This window comes from Methylobacter sp. (assembly GCF_030680395.1).
Lineage (GTDB): Bacteria > Pseudomonadota > Gammaproteobacteria > Methylococcales > Methylomonadaceae > Methylobacter_A.
In genome coordinates, this window is record NZ_JAUXVR010000007.1 from 363,675 (window position 1) to 383,155 (window position 19,481).

Here is a 19,481-nt window from a genome sequence, read left to right on the forward strand (position 1 = left end):
AACTGCTGGAAGTGGAAGGTTGACATGATATTGGGCTTAAAAATTCGGTTATTCAGCGCGGTTACGGTTTGCGCTTTTTAGGCGCTATTTGGGAAAGTATAGGCATAAATAACGCGCCATCCCGGGCAGGAAATACCGGGATGGCGCAGTTACGACATTGAGAATGAAAGGCGGCTGACTGGTCGCGCCTTTATTGCACTTTATCTTTCGGCTTATCAGCTAACCACGTATCTTCCTGTGCGACAGCTACAGTTTTCTTTTTCTCTACGGCCTTATTCCAAAGCCCATTACTTGAAAAACACTCCCAGCCCCATTTCAGCCAGTTGAGCAATGACACCGCCAACCAGAGCGACCAGGCCAGCATCAACACTCGATATACGATGAGCGGTACTGAAATCAGCGTTGCTACGGGTAAAGTCGCCAAACTTCTATCCTGATACCAGTTTAAGTTGAACGCCGAGGACTGGTTGCCGATGATCTGCATATCGGGCGACCCCAGTAAACCCTGCTCGACCGCTAAAAACAGCATACCCAGCGATACCACGGTTAATCCGCCGATGATAACTTGCAGCGCATTAAAATAGCGAATGCCGGAAACGGGTTGCGTCTTGCGCCAACCTAGCAGCATCAACCACGCAATAACAATACTTGCCGATTCAAGGGATATTTGACTAAGCCCCACCAATAATAGAAACCATTGCCGGGCTTTTAAGGGTGTCAGCCGGATTTTACCCATACCCAAAGACAACATAACCATAACAATCAGCACGCCCCAAAATAAAACCGCAGGCCCCAGTTTCGGTCCCATCGCAAACAATACCCAGCGATCCTGACCCAAGCCGATATTCAGGTTTGCGTTGACACTGGCCAGCCCCAAGTCTACCTGCGGCGTAGGCATCACGCTTGTTATGCCGGTCGCTTCACGCCAGTTTATCGAGACTTCCTGCTTGCCGGGATTGATCGGCACGGTGAGCTTTCTGCCTTCCTGCCTGATCGGTTGAATTTGTCCATTAATGGCGACGGATTGCAACACGGCTTTTTCCGGCAGAATTAGCGTGTGTTGCGATCCTTGCGAGCTTCTCAGGCTGATATTCAATTCGGCTTCCTGGCTACGTTGCCCGGGTTTGATGCTTAACCGGCTGTTGTCGATGGTTAAGGTTTGTCCTTCCACCGCTGCCGGGCGGGTTATTTGCAGGGTGATTTTTTCGCCCGGCCAAGGATGCCATTCAGGTAGCCATTGCCCTTCGTTATTCAGATGTATCATCGCAATACCAGTCGTTTCAAGATGCCAGATGGGGCTTACATCGGCCATCAACACCTCTATCCATTGCGCAGTTTCAGTCGCGACAAAATCGATTTTTTCCGATTTTTCCAGCGTCGATTCCCAGCGCAATTCGGTTTGCTGTGCCGGAATATTAACCTCGGCTTTGCCTTCTTTAACCCGAATGCCTGCCGTAGTGACCGACTCGCCCGGCAATAAGGGCACGGCCAATACCACGGCGGAATCTGCCGGCGAAACCCGGACGATCCGGGTGATGACCCGCCAATCCAAGCCCAGTTGCAAGGTGCGCTCAATCCTGATAAACGGAGGCAACGCGCCCGGCTCCAGCTCGGTTGCGCTTTGCTGCTGCTCCGTCCGGTTTATGCGGCTAAATTGCAGTTGATCGTCAACCTCGTTGTTTTCCTGTAGGCCGATGACTTGCCAGCCGGTATTTTGAATGCTGACCCAGTTTGGCTTTAATGGCAAAGGCAGGGTGAATTTGCTTAATAAAGGTGTAACTCCACTCAACACAACCTGATGTTCGCCTTCGCTGAGGTTAATCCACAAGCCGTTGTTATCGCGGTAAAGTCCTGGTGCTGTTTTGCCATCAACAAGGATCTGATCAGGAAACCATTGCTCATATTCAGCGGGTAAAGGAATAGCTACCGATTGTTGGGCGTGAATCTGTAGAGCGATTGTCAATTCCTTGTCGGTAATCGTAATTTTCATTTGCGGGATTTGCGCGCAATTCGGCAAGCAGTCCGGCGGCACCGGTTTTTCCAGCAGCTTGTTTCTCAGTTCGTCCAGTACGGCTTTGTCCGGAATTTCGGCATATGTTTTTTGCGACGGTATCGACAGCATCGGCAACAACAAAAACCACAGCAGTAACGATGTCGAAGGGCGAATAGCTTTAAACCTGATCTTTTCCGCAACGCCGAACATCAGCAAGGCCAGTACGGCGACTAAAATTACGCGGATGAAATTGAGCAGTAGAGTCAGCGTCGGCGTTAAATACCATAAGTGCAGTTGTTGCTGCGCATCAACCGAACCGTTCCATGACAACAATACTTTATTCCATTCCCATTGCGGTAAACCGGGACCGGTCTGCACCTTGGCTTTAGGGTCGATGCGGTCAAAATCGACCGCCGTGTCTGAATAACTGTAAGACGATGAGGAATCGGATGGCATCGATTTTCTTAACATCTTTTCTTTCATCTCATACATCGCTTGAGGCACCGGGGTGCTCGCCGGTGCATTCATTTCAGCCACCTGCCCGGCCATATCGCCATATTGTGAACCCGGCATATCGATCACTTGCCAGGGCTTTTCCAGTTGCGGGTAAAGTCCGGTGCGCACCTGCGCCACCATAAAAGGCAACGTGATCATGATTAACGCCAGCCAGAAAACATTGCGATACCAGCTCATGAATTTTAAAAACTTACCCAGCGGCAATACCTTGATTAATGCAGTCGCAGCCAGAATATTCAACCAGACGAAATGAGGCGAGCCCGGTTCATGCCAGATTAACACCAGCGTTACCAAGGCGAGGAAGCCCCAATAGGGATTCCATAATCGGCCTGTTGCCAATGCTGCAATTAAAACCAGAAACAAGTCCAGCAATGTCCAGCGGGAAATCCAGCTGTCAGGCACATTGTCCACGCCGCTGGCCGCCAGTAAACGCCAGCCCGGCGGCAAGTTCAGTTCGGCACTGACGTTATGAAAGTCCTGTTCCCAGCCCACCGCGCTGGTTGAGCCGATAGCGCCGGTAATGCGGCTGTCGGCATCCAGTGTTATCGTGCCGGTTCTGACTTCAACGCCTTGCTTGCCGGTTTTATCCTGAGTAATAAACTGGTTGCTGCCGTTTAAGCTGACTTTGCCCAACTGTGTTTGCGGCAAACTATTAAGCCGCCAACCGCGGGTCACCTTACCGGTAATCGTGTCATTGACGGTATAGCCTTGACCGTCAAAGTCCAGCCATAGCTTTCTGGATAGGTTGAGTTGATTGGGTTCAGGCTCCGGGTCGCCCCGGCGTATGGTCTTAAAACTCATAGACTGGCCCTGACTGATTTTATAGGCCGGAAAAGTTTTCCAGTCTTCGGGCAAGTTGGTTTGATTGGGATCTATGGCGCTTAACTGTTCGACTTCAACCACGCGCAGTTGGGGGCGTGCATCGAATACCCAGATTTCCGATTCCGGCCATTGTATGGCTTGCTCGTTCTCAAGTTCCAGTTTAGGAGGGAGGGGGAGTGCATTCAGCTCTTTACTGTTTCTCGCCAGTAAGTCGATCTGCCAGTGGCCGGGACGAAGTTGAACCAATAACTGCCCGTCCGGTTCCAGTCGGGCGGGTAATGGACTTTGCAAAGTCAGCGGGATAAAGCCGTCCATGATAGGCCGGGGCAGTTTTACCTCGCGCTGTGCGCCGGAGACTTCCAGCACCAGCCGGGTTAAAAGCTGTGCGGGTACTTCATCGATGATTTTTCGAAATACCTGAATGTCCAGGTTGTTTTGGATGTTTTCCGGTTTCTTTAAGCCTATCTCGCTTTCTTTTAACCACAGTTGCCCGTCTTTAATGGTCGGTGCCGGTATTGCGAGCCCGTTAATACGAAGATCAATCAGCCCGGTGTCGTCGGGTATCTTTAGGTTATCAGGAATGGCAGTCCACAAGAACCCGCCTTTGATTTGGTGCTGTAAGCCCGCAGCCAGTTTAACCGAGGGTCTGCCGTTTTTATCCATGACCAGCGCGGTCTTGTTATCAACAGTCACATTAAGCGGCCAGTGTCTTTTATCGCCCGGCAAGCTGATCCAGCTGTCTTGATACACCAGCCAGCTCATCGAAAAAACGCCTTTATCGGGCGTTAAATCCAGTTGGGTTTGCGTAGGCCAGCTACAGCGTTTTTGCTCGTAACTGTTATAGATGAAAGGGCAGGCGGGTTCCGGGCTATCCTGTAAAACCCAGGCTATCCAGGGTTTGAGTGGTTCCGGCACTTGTTCAGGGGTTAGCGGCTTTGCCTGAGCGGCTGATGCAAATAATACTGCGCTTAGAAACAGCCAGACGATACGACTCATGATGAACTCCTGATTGATTAACCACGAAGAACACGAAGGACGCGAAGTTTTTTCTTTGCGTCCTTCGTGGTTTTATGCTTTCGGTTGATACGTTATTATCCCTGGTTAGAGACTCTTTGCCTGTAATGGAAAACGATCAGGGTGTCTGATAATTTCCAGCGTTAAATCGACATCAATATCCGGCCAATAAAAGTGCCCCGGCGATTGCTTTTCAACATTAATAACCGTATCAATATATATGTGGGCATCAAGCAATAACACATGCCGCGCACTAAGCTTATATGAAGCAACAAGGGCGACATTGCTTAGATTTGGTGATCAGTCATCTCCTGAGATATGGTTTTCTGCGGCACTCCAGAACGCTTCTCAAGAGATTGTTGAGTGTCGGGATGATATTCCATTAACAGTTTAAGGTTCCGCGCGAAGTTTTTGCTTTTCATTCATGTGATTCGCCTAGTTCCGCGGCGCTGGAATGTGGGAACAATTACCGCTCCAAAAAATTCCTCAACATATCATGCCCATGCTCGGTCAGAATCGACTCGGGATGAAATTGCACGCCTTCAATATCCAGCTGTTTGTGCCTTACGCCCATGATCTCATCTAGTTTACCGGCCTCATCTTGAGTCCAGGCGGTTATCTCGAGACAATCGGGAATGCTCTCCTGTTCGATGACCAACGAGTGGTAACGGGTGGCGGTAAACGGATTGTTAAGCCCTTTGAACACACCTTGATTCTGATGATAAACCAGCGAGGTTTTACCGTGCATAATGCTTTTGGCATGGACGATATTGCCGCCGAACGCATAACCGATACTTTGATGCCCGAGGCAAACGCCAAGGATGGGAGTTTTTCCGGCAAACTTTAAAATGGCGTCAACGGAGATGCCCGCTTCTTTGGGCGTACAAGGGCCGGGAGAAACCACCAGCTTATCGGGCGCCAGTTTTTCTATATCCGCTACGGTTACCTGATCGTTACGCACGACGGTGACATTGGCGCCCAGCTCGCCAAAATACTGTACCAGGTTGTAAGTGAACGAGTCGTAGTTGTCGATCATGACCACTTTAACGGCGCTCATGATTGCTCTCCTTCCAAGCCTGCTTCGGCCATACTCACAGCGCGGAATATTGCCCGGCCTTTATTCATGGTCTCATCCCACTCGTTTCTGGGCACGGAATCGTACACGATACCGGCTCCGGCTTGTATATGTAACATGTTGTTTTTGATGACGGCGGTTCTGATCGCGATTGCCGTATCCAGATTGCCCGACCAGGCTATGTAGCCGACTGCGCCAGCATAAACGCCGCGCTTGACGGGTTCGAGTTCGTCGATAATTTCCATCGCGCGGATTTTCGGCGCGCCGCTGACGGTGCCTGCGGGGAAAGTCGCTGCCAGCACGTCAAAGGCGTTGTTGCCTTGATGCAGCTGTCCGGTGACGTTAGAGACGATGTGCATCACATGCGAATAGCGTTCGACGATCATTTTATCGGTTAACTGCACGGTGCCGATTTCCGCGACCCGACCCACATCATTGCGGCCCAGATCAATCAGCATTAAATGCTCGGCCAGTTCTTTAGGATCGGCCAGCAGGTCTTGTTCCAGTTCAATATCCTGCTCCGGCGTTGCGCCACGGCGACGGGTACCGGCAATCGGGCGTACCGTGACCATGTTATCCTCCAGTCTGACCAGGATTTCCGGCGATGAACCGACGATATGAAAATCGTCCAGGTTCAGGTAAAACATGTAAGGCGAAGGATTCAGGCAGCGCAAAGCGCGGTATAAATTAAGCGGCGAGGCAGTGTAAGGGATGGACATGCGTTGCGATAACACCACCTGCATGATGTCGCCGTCGGTAATGTATTCCTTGGCTTTCAATACCGCATCTTCAAAGCCCTGCTGGGTAAAGCCGGAGATGAAATCGGATTCCTCGACTTTTTTGTGACAGTGGTTCTTGGTCGGCTTGGCTTGCAACTCGCGCAGTTTGACGGCCAAATCGCTTACGCGTGTAACGGCGCGGTCATAGGCATCGGCTTCTTCAGGATTGGCGTGAGTCAGCAGCAGCATTTTGCCGGACAGATTATCGAATACCAGCATTTCTTCCGATACCATCAGCAGAATGTCGGGATTTCCCAACGGATCCGATTTTTCCGTGCCACGCAACTTCGGCTCGATGTAGCCGATGGTTTCATAACCGAAATAACCGACCAAGCCACCGTTAAACCGGGGCAGGGTGTCAATGTCAGGGACGTTATAACGCTCTTTAAATTGCTCTATCCAAATCAGCGGATTATCGTGCGTGACCGCTTCCAACAGTTCGCCGTTTTGTTCCAGACGGATTTGGTTGCCGGTAATTTTGACGATGGTTTTACAGGGCAGACCGATGATCGAATAACGACCCCATTGCTCACCGCCGTGTACCGATTCGAATAAATAAGAATAAGCGCCGTCGGCCAGTTTCAGATAGGCGCTCAGCGGCGTATCCAAATCAGCCAGCACTTCACGGCTAATCGGGATACGGTTGTAGCCCTGCCGGGCGTATTGAGTGAATTGTTCTGGGGTCATTTTTTGTTATTCAGTTGTATTAGAGTTCGGCAAGTAAGGCCGATTTTAAAATAAAGAGCTATCATCAAAGTGTGTATTGCGCTTTCTAAGCGAATCAAGGTCTTGCCTTTATGAAATTTTAGCTCTGCTAACTTTATTTTTATTAATTAACTCTTGCTACGCCAATACAATAACTTTAGTTTTTGTTTTAATGTTAATAAATTGCATGGCTTCTTATGTAACTCTTCGGTTGAATAAGTCGTTGTTTTCATTTTAGTAGCTCTTTTGTTAGCCATTTTTTATAACATTAAAGAATGAGCATGGCATGTCAGATCCTAGAAATGTTAACGGATTATTGGGGCCTAAAACATATTCTGGCCATTTCTCTGATAGGTTTTGCACAGATAGGTCATCCGCATTTATTTGGCGACTAATTTCCATTGTGTATTCTGTTGTACTTATAAGTTCATCTATTATTTCAATTACTTTGGGACTTCCTAGAATTGCGGGCAATGTAACTCTTATCGAACCAGAAAAAGTATCTAAACATATATGCACGAAATTCGAATGGATTGTTTTTGTTTGGTCTAGAAATTTCTTGTAATTGTACTGCCGTCCATTACGTATCACGATTCTTATGTCGTATAAGTATCCGGGTGTCCCATCAACTATTTCAGATTGCTCCGCCCATTTACGCTTAATCGTATTTACGCTTACGATATAACGCATATCTCGTGGAGCACTGCCACACATCGCCCACTCATTTTCACTGATTTGCTTATAGGCAAAAGGATCTAGTTCAAGGTATTTCTTTGTGACTGGGTCTTTATCTTGAGGAAGGATTGGGATTAAATCATTGTAACTTGTGCAAAATTCCCACAATCCCCCGTCAATATCTCTCATTAGCTGCAACAACCTGTCAAGATCATCAGAGTGCCCTTTTCTATAATGAGCAATTCTATTTCTTATCTGTACTATTTCTTCTAATTTTGCTTCCCACTGGTTTAAAGGGGGCAAATATATTGAAAACAAAGCCCAATTTTTTTTTATTAGACCCGTTAATTCTGAAAAAGTTAGGAAGCTTACTGGGCTGCAATCAGATGTGGGCATATGATGAAGTTTTTTATCAGCTTCATATGTATTTTTGGTCTTGCTAAAATTTATCCAATTTCTTCCTTTCTTGGATTTTAGCTCAACATATAACATTTCTCTCAGCCAATTCTCCAATTGCCATAATCTGGCATATACAACAAGAGATTGTTCATTTACCTCGGAAATGTTCTTTAATTCAGATAACATAATGTTGTGCGTAATTTTAGCTGATTGGCGGTTTGCTAACGCGAAACCGCCCTACTAACCTTTAAACCGCTTTAGCCAATTCAGCACGCATTTCATCAATGACTTTTTTATAGTCCGGCTGGCTGAAAATTGCCGAACCTGCGACGAAAGTATCGGCTCCGGCCGCTTTAATTTCGCGGATATTGTCGACTTTAACGCCGCCGTCGATTTCCAAACGAATATCCAGGCCGCTGTCGTCGATTCTTGTTCTGACTTGACGCAATTTATCCAGCGCCGAAGGAATAAACGACTGGCCGCCAAAGCCGGGGTTAACCGACATCAACAAAATCATGTCCAGTTTATCCATGACATAATCCAGATAATGCAGCGGTGTGCCTGGGTTAAATACCAATCCAGCCTGGCAGCCGCAATCTTTAATCAATTGTAAGGTGCGGTCGATATGCACAGAAGCTTCAGGATGGAAAGTGATAATACTGGCTCCGGCTTTGGCAAAGTCGGGAATAAGACGATCAACAGGCTCAACCATTAAATGCACATCAATCGGTGCGGTAACGCCATGTTTTCTGAGCGCTTCGCAAACCAAAGGTCCGATGGTCAGATTGGGTACGAAATGGTTATCCATCACATCAAAATGCACAACATCGGCACCGGCTTTTAAAACATTATCAACTTCTTCGCCCAATTTTGCGAAATTGGCTGACAGGATGGAGGGAGCAATCCAGTTTTCGTTCATCTTCTGATCCTCTTAAATTAAAAAATTATTAATTATATCTTTTTTTTTGCCCAAGCTCTTGAGTTTACGCTTGGGTTTATAATGGCCCTACCTGAAATTATACGGATAAGCTTAACTTATGAAACTGGTAACCTTTACTTATAATCACGAAACCCGCGTAGGCGCTGTTGTTGATGGCGTTGTCGTTGACGGTAAAAATAATACTAAAATCCCTGCAACCATGCTTGAATTTCTGAGCGCAGGCTCCAGTGCGCTGGACGCTATGCGGCTGCAAATCGACAGCGGCTTGGGCCGTATCGCGCTGGAAAAGGTCAAGCTGCATGCACCGGTGCCGAGGCCCGGTAAATATCTGGGCATCAGCCTGAACTATGCCGATCATATCGAAGAAACCGGCCGGGATAAGCCGGAATACCCCAGTTTTTTCACCAAACAAAGCACCTGTGTGATAGGACACGGCGATGCAATACATCGGCCCAAAGTCTCCGATAAGCTGGATTATGAAGGCGAACTGGCTTTTGTTATCGGCACCCGCTGTCGCCATGTGCCTGTCGATAAGGCTCATCAAGTGATTGCCGGATTTACCATTGCCAATGACGTTTCGGTGCGCGACTGGCAGTTTCGTTCACCGACCTTTACCTTGGGTAAATCGTTCGATACTCATGGACCGTTGGGACCGTGGCTAGTGACTAGCGATGAAATCGGCGATCCCCATAACCTGAATCTTAGAACCTGGATTGATGACGAACTGCGGCAAAACGCCAATACCGGGCAGATGATTTTTAATTGCTATGAAATGATTGCCTATTTATCGCAAGCGATGACGCTGGAGCCCGGCGATGTGATCAGCACCGGCACACCCGGCGGGGTTGGCGTAAAAATGAAACCGCGCGGTTATATGTTGCCGGGGCAAACCGCCCGGGTTGAAATTGAGGGCATCGGGACGCTGGTTAATCCGGTTATTGAGGAGCCCGATAGTTTATATGTCATAAATTCTACTCAGAATCTATAATGCGATACTTGTCATCGGAAAGTAATGCTCTCGTGATATCTCAACAGCTTGTCGTTAGCTGTACTTGCCTCCGCCTTGTATTTATGAATTGAATATAAAAACTGTGATCAAAAGTACTGTTCTGTGCATGGGGGCCAAGTATATTAAAAATCAATAATACATGGAGATTAATCGCCGATGGGTAACAAATTAACAAAAAACCTTGGTTTTACCATGATTGAACTCATCATTACGATTTCCATTGCCGGTATTCTGGTGAGTATAGCCATACCAAGTTTTAACTCAATCATAAGCAGCACCCGGCTAACGACCTATGCCAACGAATTGGTTGCCTCGTTAAATCTGGCACGTAGCGAGGCCGTTAAACGAGGTGTGCAGGTCAGCGTTAGAAGAAAAGGAAGTACAAATCAAAACTGGGACGCAGGTTGGGATATTTTTACCGATTCGGACGGGGATGGCGTATTTGATGCCGCAGATACGTTGCTGAAAACCTACCCGGCTTTAACAAACGGTTTTACCTTAAGAACCGGAACTGTCGGCTATCAGGACTTCGCGGCCTATTTGCCCAGCGGTTTAAGCTTAAGCTCTATCGGCGACACATTCAGGTTATGCGCCAGTCCAGCCGATACCGCAAACTCCCGTGCAATTGCGATAAATGCCGTGGGTCGGCCGAAAGCGTCTGAAAAAACAGCAGCATGTCCGTAATCCAGTCACCGTGATACCTTATGAATAAAGACAGCGGATTTACCTTAATTGAAGTTTTAATCGCGACGCTGGTTTTGGCGGTCGGCTTATTGGGGTTGGCAGGGCTTCAAGTGACCAGCATCAGGAACAACCTGAGTGCCTATAATCGTAGTCAGGCTACACAGTTGGCTTATGATATGGCGGATAGAATGCGGGCCAATAAAAATGAAAGTGTAAATCCGACAACCGGCAATGTTATTGCAGGCAGCGTATATCTTACTATGGCACTTACCTCCGCCGTAGCTCAATCGACTTGCACAGCTGTGACCGGCTGTAGTGGTGCGCAAATGGCTCAAAATGACCTCTTTCAGTGGAATGCAGCTTTAATCGGAACCCTACCCAGTGGTACAGGAACAATAACGGTTGTCGCTGCAACCCGGACTTTTACGATTACTATCAACTGGGATGATAATCGGGACGGTGATGTTGATGGCAATGGCGGTGCTAGTGAGGGTGATGTCGACAATGATGGGGATACTGATGATGATCCCTTCTTTGAAACGAGCTTTCAGTTATGAAACAGTCTAAAAGCCCGCAAACAGGTTTTACGCTGATAGAACTCATGATAGCCATGTTGCTGGGCGTGTTCTTAACAGGCGGCATAATCCAGATTTTCATCGGCTCCAGACAGACTTATAGAATGCAGGAGAATCTGTCCAGACTTCAGGAAAACGGGCGCTTTGTCATGGATTTTATTACCAGGGATAACCGGATGATGGGATTTCAGGGCTGTGCATCCCGATCAATAATCCCCAACATTATCATTGATCCACAAAATCCCAATCCGAATCCCGCTCCTGATACGATTTCTTCCGGTCTTAGCACGCCACTTATCGGTATCAATAATGTTGCCAATAATTGGAGCGCCGACGCATGTGGCGCTGCCAACGACTGTGTTGCCGGAACCGATGCGATCACTTACCATTTTGGCGGCAGTTGCGGCGGATATTTGGCAGGGAATATGGCAACAGTTAACGCCAACATTCAAATAACTGCGGCTAATACCTGCAATATCAACATGTATGATGTGCTTTTGATTTCCGATTGCAGTGCATCGGATATCTTCATAGCAACCAGCGCTTCATCCGGCAGCGGAACCCAGACTATAGCGCATGCCACTAACCAAAACACCACTAATAACCTCAGCAAAATCTACGGTTCCGATGCCGAAGTGCTGGTACTTCGGGCATACAGTTTTTTTATTCGTAATAATGCCAGCGGTGAGCCGGTATTATGGCGCCTGGATAATTCCGAACCTACGAGCACAACCAATCCAATCGAATTGGTTGAAGGCATTGAGAATATGCAGATTTTATACGGTGCGGATACTGATGCAACGCCGGACGGTACGGCCAATTATTATGTGCCTGCGGGTACAGCCGGGCTCAATATGAGTCAAGTGGTCAGTATCCGCGTGAGTCTTTTAGTAAGAAGCATGGATGATGGTTTGGCCGCCCAGCCCTTAGCTTATACTTATAATGGCGCAACCGTCACGCCGACGGATCGAAGAATCAGGCGGATTTTTACTTTAACCATTGCCTTGCGCAACAGGCTTTCATAAAAGGAAAGTTTAATGCCTAACAAATATTCTTCATTAAAAAAGCGTCAGTCCGGTGTTGTATTGCCTATCAGTATGATTATGCTGTTATTGCTCACATTAATCAGTGTTACCGGTAGCCAGGTAGCCGGCCTTGAAGAGAAAATGGCCGGAAACAGCAGGGATTCTAACCTTGCCTTTCAAGCCGCAGAAGCGGCATTGCGTGGCGGCGAAACATTTTTGACCCAAGCCACCTTGCCCGCGTTCACAGCGACAGGCACTAACGGTTTATACAGCGAAGCCGGCACGCCGCCCCAACAGAGCGACGACTGGTCAAGTTTCAACACGGTAACCTACAGCGATGCCTCTTTGGGCCATACGGCCAGCGCACCTCTTTATGTGATTCAACAATTAAAAGCTATCGGCAGCGGCTCCCTGGATGCCGGAAATTACAATGAAAATGAATTATATCGAATCACCGCGCGGGGTGTCGGTGGCACCAGCGATGCCGTTGTCGTGCTGCAATCGGTTTTTAAACGCTAATCCTTCCATCAACCCGAATATCGTCACACACCATCGGAGCGGCTCTCATGAAGACGAACAACACTACAAGATGCCTGCATATGGTTTTTCAGCTTGTCTTTGCCGCCTGCTCAAGCATGCTGCCAACGGCTTTTGCTGTGGATTTAAATATTTCCCAGTCGCCATTGACTATCTCGCAGGCGGCCTCACCACGAGTCATGCTTACCATGTCCCGCGATCACCAGCTTTACATCAAAGCTTATACCGATTATTCCGACCTGGATAACAACGGTACACTGGACACCAGTTATATCGATACTTTTGATTACTACGGCTATTTCGATAATCAAAAATGCTACACCTACACCAATAGCCGCTTTGAGCCGGCAAGTGTCGCAACAGGCGCCAACAGTCATCACTGTAGCAGCCAATGGAGCGGCAACTTCCTGAACTGGGCCACGATGACACGAATGGACGTTATCCGCAAAGTGCTGTACGGCGGTTTTCGTTCCACGGATACTGCAGATACGGTGCTGGAACGCAGTCTGATACCTTACGATGTGCATTCCTTCGCCAAGGTATTTACCGCCGCATCAACAACGGACATGCAAAAATACGTCCCATATGCCCAAACAACCATCAGTTTATGCAACCTCACCCAAGGCTCCGGCCTTGCCAAGAATGCCGGTACCACAACCTATCCTCCTTTGCTGAGGGTAGCGAGCGGCAGTTTTCCAAGCTGGGCGGCTTCCGAAGTTACCCAGTGCCAGTGGGGTTCGGGAACACGGCCGGCCAACAGCAGCAACTTGGTCAGCGCAAATGCGGATACCGGACTCAATGTCCGGGTCAAGGTTTGCGTATCAGGACTGGAAGAAACAAATTGCAAAACCTACGGCAGCAATAAAAAGCCCACCGGTTTGCTGCAAAAATACGCCGAAGCCAGCAAGCCGGTGTATTTCGGCCTGATGACCGGCAGCTGGGCTAAAAACAAATCGGGCGGTGTATTACGCCGCAACGTGAACCAGATGTTTGACAGCAGCACCGGCAGTGCCAACGAGATCGATAAAACCAATGGTCAATTTCTTAATCAGGCAACTACCGATGCCGGCATTATCAATGCCCTTAACCGGTTTAGAATCAGCAGTTATGATTTCACCAACCATGTTTACCAAAGTTCCTGCAACAGCCCCGGTTTACTCAGTTTTAACAATGGGCAATGCGTAGAATGGGGCAACCCTTTAAGCGAAACTTACCTGGAGTCGTTGCGCTATCTGGCCGGTAAGACTGCTCCGACGACGGCTTTTGATACCAGCGATTCCGGCTTCATTCCCTCACTGCCCCAAGTCAGCTGGGTCGATCCGATGCCCGCCGCCGAATGGTGCGCCACCAATTCAGTCATAGCGATTTCAACCGGACTCAACTCCTTTGATGGCAATGAGCTCAGCAACGATTTGGGCATCAATGCCGCAACCGAAACCGACACCGTCGGTACCGCAGAAAACATTAGCGGCAACTATCTGGTCGGCAGCAATGGCACCACCAACAATAAACAGTGCTCCTCCAAGTCGGTAAGCAATTTATCGTCGGTGGCGGGCATTTGCCCTGAAGTGCCCAGTTTGGAAGGCACCTATAATATAGCCGGTTTGGCTTATTACGCCCGCACTCACGACCTGCGTTCCGATAGAGATAAGACACAAAATGTTCATACCTACAGCGTAGCGCTGGCGGAAAGCTTGCCGAAGTTTGAAATCCCGGTCGGCAACGGCACCGTCACCTTGCTGCCTGCTTGCGAAGCCAATTCTACGGCCAGCGCAACGGTGGCCACCAGCAACTGGCGCATTTGCAGCATGACCGATTTAACGGTGGAAAGCCTCACCTATGCCGACGGCAAATTGGTCTCCGGCAGTTTAAAAGTTAACTGGGAAGATTCAACCTGGGGTAATGATTACGACATGGATGGCATCGCCGGACTTAAGTTCTGCGTAGGTTCAAGTTGTACGCCGGGAGCCACAAACAATGCCGCTCCCAGTATGGGGAATACGACCATCAAAGTCGAAGCTTCCGTACTGCAAGCCGCAGCAGGACATGCATTGCGCTTTGGTTACACTATAACCGGCACCACCAGCGATGGCGTTGTGCTGCCGATTTTGCGTCCCGGCGGCAGCAACTTCAATTTAGGCGCTGCTTTACCCTCCGGCGTTACAAGTCCCTCGACCACCAGCTATACCCAAGGCACGCCAAGCGCCAAGTTACTGGAAAACCCGCTGTGGTACACAGCCAAATACGGCGGTTTCGATACGGTCGATTCCAGTTTGGCGGATACCCCTGCCAACCAATCCTGGGATAAAGATAACAATGGCATACCCGATGCGTTTTTCAAGGCTTCCAATCCCGCGCTCCTGGAAAATGCGCTGGATACCATTCTTAACGATGTACTGATCAAGTCCGGGTCATCAGCGGCGGTAACCACCAATTCAACCCGCCTGGATACCAACAGCGTTGTTTACCAGGCTAAGTTCAACAGTGGCGATTGGACAGGCCAGTTGCTCGCCTATGCGATCAATGCCAACGGCAGCATCGCTGCCAATCCAACTTGGGATGCCGGGCAACGGGTAACCGCGCAAGGCATCAATGACCGTTCGGTTTTTAGCTATAACCCGACTGCAACGCCAAAAGGCATTTCATTTCTGTGGAGTAATTTGAATGCGACCCAGCAGGCATTAATTACCGCAAACCAAGTCGACTATCTGCGTGGCGACCAAACCAACGAACAACCCTCAGGCACACTTCGCAAACGCACGGGTACAAACTCATTATTGGGCGACTTGGTTAATTCAGACCCCTGGTATATCAACAGTAACCGCAATTTTGGCTTTGATAAGCTGTCCGGCACCGAAGGCAGCAGTTACTTAACCTTTCGTGACAGTGCTGCGTTTAAGGCCAGAACGCCGATGGTGGCAATTGGCGGAAACGATGGCATGCTGCACGTTTTTAACGCCAATACCACCGGTACCGGCAACGGCAACGAGCTCTTCGCTTATGTGCCCCACACGGTATTAGCCAATTTATCGGCATTCACCTCCCCGACCTACTTAAGCAGCGGCCAGCATAAATATTTTGTCGACGGCGCCCCTATTGCCGGCGATGCTTATTTCGATGCCGATGGCAACGCTCAGAAAGAGTGGCGAACGGCACTGGTTGAAACCTTGGGCGCAGGCGGCAAGGGCATCTTCGCTTTGGATGTCACTTTTCTGAATCCGGCCAACTATGCGAGCGCTGAAACAAGCTTCACCGCAAATAGAGTGTTATGGGAAATCAACACCAGTTCCGCCCCTGTGGCAACCGACCTGACAGACGATTTATCAGGCAGCAACAAACGCTATGGCTTTACCAATCATTTGGGCTATATGCTAGGCCAAGCCTCGATTGTGCGTATGGCGAACGGCGATTTTGCCGCGGTATTCGGCAACGGCTACAATAGTGTTAATCAAAAAGCCGTACTGTATATCGTTGATATAAAAACCGGCGCACTTATCAAATCAATCTCAACAGAAACCGGCGACACCAGTAGTCCAAATGGCCTATCAACGCCCATTAGTATTGATGTTAACGGGGACCGTATCGTTGATGTCATTTACGCAGGCGATTTTAAAGGAAATCTCTGGAAATTCGATGTCAGCAGCAACACTGCCAGCCAATGGGAGGTGGCATTTAAAACCGGCAGTACCCCCAAACCGCTATTTATAGCCAAAGACAGACTTGGGGTTGTCCAGCCTATCACAGCCAAACCGCAGGCAGGCTTACATCCCTCTTCATCGGGCACATACGGTGTGCTGGTTTATGTAGGAACAGGCAAATATTTTGAAACGGGCGATAATACAGTGCCTGCATCGCCGCAAACACAAAGCTTTTACGGTATTAAAGATCTTTGCGTAAAACGCGCCGGTACCAGCGACACATGCAGCAGTACCACCCCCAATGCCGTACGTTCAGAACTGGTGCAACAAACCATTCTGGCTGAAGGCAGCAAGGGTAGCTTTAATGTGCGGGTTACATCCAAAAATGACGCTACTAGCCTTGGCGATCCTGACAAAAAAGGCTGGTACATGGATTTATTAACACCGCCCAGTACCGCTGCCGGCGAACGCGTGGTTGTGCAGGCACTATTAAGAAACGGGCGAATTATTTTTGTGACCATGACGCCCGATAATGGAAAATGCTCTTTTGGCGGAAGCAGTTGGCTAATGGAACTGGACGCGCTTACAGGTAACCGTCTTAGTGAAACACCTTTCGAGTTAACAGGTAATGGCCTTATCAATGACGAAGATATGGTTAAACTTATTGACACTAACAGCGACAATGTTGTCAATAGTAGTGACGCCAACACGTCGGTATCGGGTAAAAAGTCAACGGTGGGTATTATCAAGTCACCTGGTGTAGTCAGTGCGGGAACTGTTGAATACAAATACACCAGCGGTTCCTCAGGAACACTGGAAAGCACTATGGAATCGACATCCGGCGGAGGAAGCCGCCTATCCTGGCGACAATTACGCTAGGGAATACAGTGCTCATGCGGAATATTAATTTTTCACATTCTCTAATATGTATATTAAAAAAACATGAACAAACAAAAAGCGTTTACTTTAATTGAACTAATGATTGCGGTGGCAATTGTCGGCATTCTTGCCGGCATTGCTTATCCCAGCTATCAGAATAGTGTTATGACATCGCGTCGGGCGGATGCGAAAGGGGCATTATTGGGGTTCGCTAATGCGATGGAGCGGCATTTCACAGAAACGAACAGTTATTTAGGGGCTGGAACAGCCGGCGGTAATACCGGTAGTCCAACTATTTTTTCGACCACCAGCCCCGTTGATGGGGGAACTCCGTATTACAACTTGACCATTAATGCGGCGACTGCCGGTAGTTACACGCTGAATGCGGCACCAACCGGCGCGCAGGCCAACGATCAATGCGGTACGTTATCATTAACTCAAACCGGCGTTAGAGGTATTTCAACTGCTCTTTCGGTGACGGATTGCTGGTGATTTCCAACTTATTGATCGCTAGCTCTCAAGTACTTTTCTTGATGGTAAAAAAACTTAACTTACCAACATTTTTTTTAACCACGGCTCTTAACGGCAAAGTAAATATAACCGTCACTTTCAAGCCGCCAAATTGGGACTCGTCCAAGACAAGCTCGGCATCATGTATTGTCGCAATGCGTTGTACGATAGAAAAGCCAAGGCCGGTACCCTGTGCTTTATTGGCGGTTTCAACGCAACGATGAAATCGTTTTAGAGAGTTTTCATATTGATCAGGGGCTATACCCGGCCCCGAGTCTTCAACGCACAGCTGCAATTGATGTTCGGTCCCGATCAAGCTAACTCTGACTATTCCTTGAGCCGGGGTATATTTAATCGCGTTGTCGATAATGTTTCGGGCCAAAATATTGATCAGCAGGGTGTTTGCTACGATGGGCACTGCATTAATTTCATCGTATTCCATGTGAATCCGCTTTTTATGGGCCTCCGGATCCAGTTCGGCAATAATCCGCATCACTTCACGACTGAGCACCGTCGTTTCTTTGGCTAAATACTCGGTGCCGGATTCAATGCGCGAGAAGGTCAATAACTGTTGCACCATGTAAGTCATGCGATTAACGGCTTGTTCGATTCGCTTGAGCGCCTGATGACGAACCGTTTCATCGCCGGTGCGCATGGCAACTTGGGCTTGGGTGAGCAGTCCCGCCAGAGGGGTTCTTAATTCATGCGAGGCATCGGCGGTAAACCGCCGCTCATGCTCAAAGGCCTGCTCAAGCTGGGCAAACAGGTTGTTGATTTCATTGACCACGGGAATGATTTCTTTGGGCAGCCTTTTACTGGATAGCGGCTTAAGAAAACTGGCTTCCCGCCTGGATAAGGCTATTTCCAGTCGATTAAGCGGTTTTAAGGCATGTCCGACAATAATCCAGATAACAATGCCTAGAATTGGTAAACCAACCAGAAATTGCATCACCAATTGAGCTGAAATTTCATCGGTTAATTCGGCGCGGATCTCTTCCTTTTGTCCGACATGAATAATATATTCGCCATTTGAGCTGGAAATACTAAACACATGCCACACATGTTTATCGATATTGGTTTCACTGAAACCGTTGGCTGCCGAGGAAAAGGCAAATGTTGGCGCACTTTCCGAACGCAACAGCAAGCCGTCATTTTTGGACCACAGTTGGAAGGCGACTTTTCTTTCGTATTTATGGCCTAAAGCGCTTGCTTCCAAAAGCCCGTCAAATACATCCCATAATTGGTCATCAATATTTTTCTTGCTGAAGCTGTGTACCGAAAACTCAGGTGAATTTTCCGAACGCAGTAATAAACTGTCACCTTTAGCCCAGAACTGGAAGGCGCTTTGTTTTTTATTTTTACGCCCGGTGTAGGGGTGTAGCCGTTGATCAGTCTGTGTTTGCGCCCAATGTTTGGATAACGAACCTTCCCGCACCAGACTTTCAACAAACACATGCAACACTTTTGCCGATTGCGCCAATTCCGCATCAAACAGACTGGCAACTTCGTCACGGGTGACTTTATAGCTCATATAAGCCGTGACTCCCCAGATCAACATTGATGCGGACAGCAGGCTAAACAATAATAGTTGGCGTAGCGAATAATTCATTAATTCTCGGTGGTGACTACTGGATGGATAGAAAAATGGAATAGGGATGATGCGGGTTAGGGTGGCAAGCACTCTGATAAAAGGCACAAGACGAAAG

13 protein-coding genes are annotated in these 19,481 nt (G+C 48.5%); 7 read left to right on the top strand and 6 right to left on the bottom strand.

Translation table 11 applies throughout. From position 1 onward, the window contains the following. Nucleotides 1–190: 190 nt before the first annotated feature. The 5 genes from Q8L79_RS04335 to rpe form a co-directional block, all read right to left on the bottom strand. Nucleotides 191–4,327 carry a hypothetical protein gene (locus tag Q8L79_RS04335; protein ID WP_305268288.1) on the bottom strand — a complete coding sequence of 1,379 codons (4,137 nt, stop codon included), beginning with the start codon at nucleotides 4,325–4,327 and terminating at the stop codon, nucleotides 191–193. Between the two features lie 484 nt (nucleotides 4,328–4,811). After that, nucleotides 4,812–5,402 (bottom strand): aminodeoxychorismate/anthranilate synthase component II, encoded by a 591-nt coding sequence (locus Q8L79_RS04340; protein WP_305268289.1) that lies wholly within the window; start codon nucleotides 5,400–5,402, stop codon nucleotides 4,812–4,814. Next, entirely contained in the window at nucleotides 5,399–6,886 is a 1,488-nt protein-coding gene (gene trpE, locus Q8L79_RS04345) for an anthranilate synthase component I (RefSeq protein ID WP_305268292.1), read from the bottom strand. The genes Q8L79_RS04340 and trpE overlap by 4 nt, the downstream gene beginning before the upstream one ends. Nucleotides 6,887–7,153: 267 nt before the next feature. Further along, the gene (locus tag Q8L79_RS04350) at nucleotides 7,154–8,164 is read right to left on the bottom strand and encodes a Swt1 family HEPN domain-containing protein (RefSeq protein WP_305268293.1); all 1,011 of its coding nucleotides are present in this window, start codon (nucleotides 8,162–8,164) and stop codon (nucleotides 7,154–7,156) included. A gap of 61 nt (nucleotides 8,165–8,225) precedes the next feature. Beyond that, nucleotides 8,226–8,897, bottom strand: a complete 672-nt coding sequence (gene rpe / locus Q8L79_RS04355; RefSeq protein WP_305268295.1) for a ribulose-phosphate 3-epimerase — start codon at nucleotides 8,895–8,897, stop codon at nucleotides 8,226–8,228. A gap of 118 nt (nucleotides 8,898–9,015) precedes the next feature. Between rpe and Q8L79_RS04360 the strand changes: the two genes are divergently transcribed. The 7 genes from Q8L79_RS04360 to Q8L79_RS04390 all read left to right on the top strand — a co-directional run bounded on the left by Q8L79_RS04360 (nucleotide 9,016) and on the right by Q8L79_RS04390 (nucleotide 17,757). Beyond that, complete coding sequence (locus tag Q8L79_RS04360; protein WP_305268297.1) at nucleotides 9,016–9,906, top strand: fumarylacetoacetate hydrolase family protein; 891 nt, start codon at nucleotides 9,016–9,018, stop codon at nucleotides 9,904–9,906. A gap of 177 nt (nucleotides 9,907–10,083) precedes the next feature. Then, entirely contained in the window at nucleotides 10,084–10,611 is a 528-nt protein-coding gene (locus Q8L79_RS04365; RefSeq protein ID WP_305268299.1) for a GspH/FimT family pseudopilin, read from the top strand. A 20-nt stretch (nucleotides 10,612–10,631) separates the two neighbouring features. Then, complete coding sequence (gene pilV / locus Q8L79_RS04370; RefSeq protein WP_305268301.1) at nucleotides 10,632–11,168, top strand: type IV pilus modification protein PilV; 537 nt, start codon at nucleotides 10,632–10,634, stop codon at nucleotides 11,166–11,168. Then, nucleotides 11,165–12,211 (top strand): PilW family protein, encoded by a 1,047-nt coding sequence (locus Q8L79_RS04375; RefSeq protein ID WP_305268303.1) that lies wholly within the window; start codon nucleotides 11,165–11,167, stop codon nucleotides 12,209–12,211. The genes pilV and Q8L79_RS04375 overlap by 4 nt, the downstream gene beginning before the upstream one ends. Nucleotides 12,212–12,223: 12 nt before the next feature. Continuing rightward, complete coding sequence (locus Q8L79_RS04380; protein ID WP_305268305.1) at nucleotides 12,224–12,730, top strand: PilX N-terminal domain-containing pilus assembly protein; 507 nt, start codon at nucleotides 12,224–12,226, stop codon at nucleotides 12,728–12,730. Nucleotides 12,731–12,777: 47 nt separating this feature from the next. Then, complete coding sequence (locus Q8L79_RS04385) at nucleotides 12,778–17,265, top strand: pilus assembly protein (RefSeq protein WP_305268307.1); 4,488 nt, start codon at nucleotides 12,778–12,780, stop codon at nucleotides 17,263–17,265. 63 nt (nucleotides 17,266–17,328) lie between these two features. Continuing rightward, a complete protein-coding gene (locus Q8L79_RS04390; protein ID WP_305268308.1) occupies nucleotides 17,329–17,757 on the top strand; it encodes a type IV pilin protein in 429 nt (142 codons plus the stop codon). 25 nt (nucleotides 17,758–17,782) lie between these two features. On the opposite strand, the gene Q8L79_RS04395 is transcribed toward Q8L79_RS04390, so the two are convergent. Beyond that, on the bottom strand, nucleotides 17,783–19,384 hold the full coding sequence (locus tag Q8L79_RS04395) for an ATP-binding protein (RefSeq protein ID WP_305268309.1): 1,602 nt from the start codon (nucleotides 19,382–19,384) through the stop codon (nucleotides 17,783–17,785). Nucleotides 19,385–19,481 lie beyond the last annotated feature (97 nt).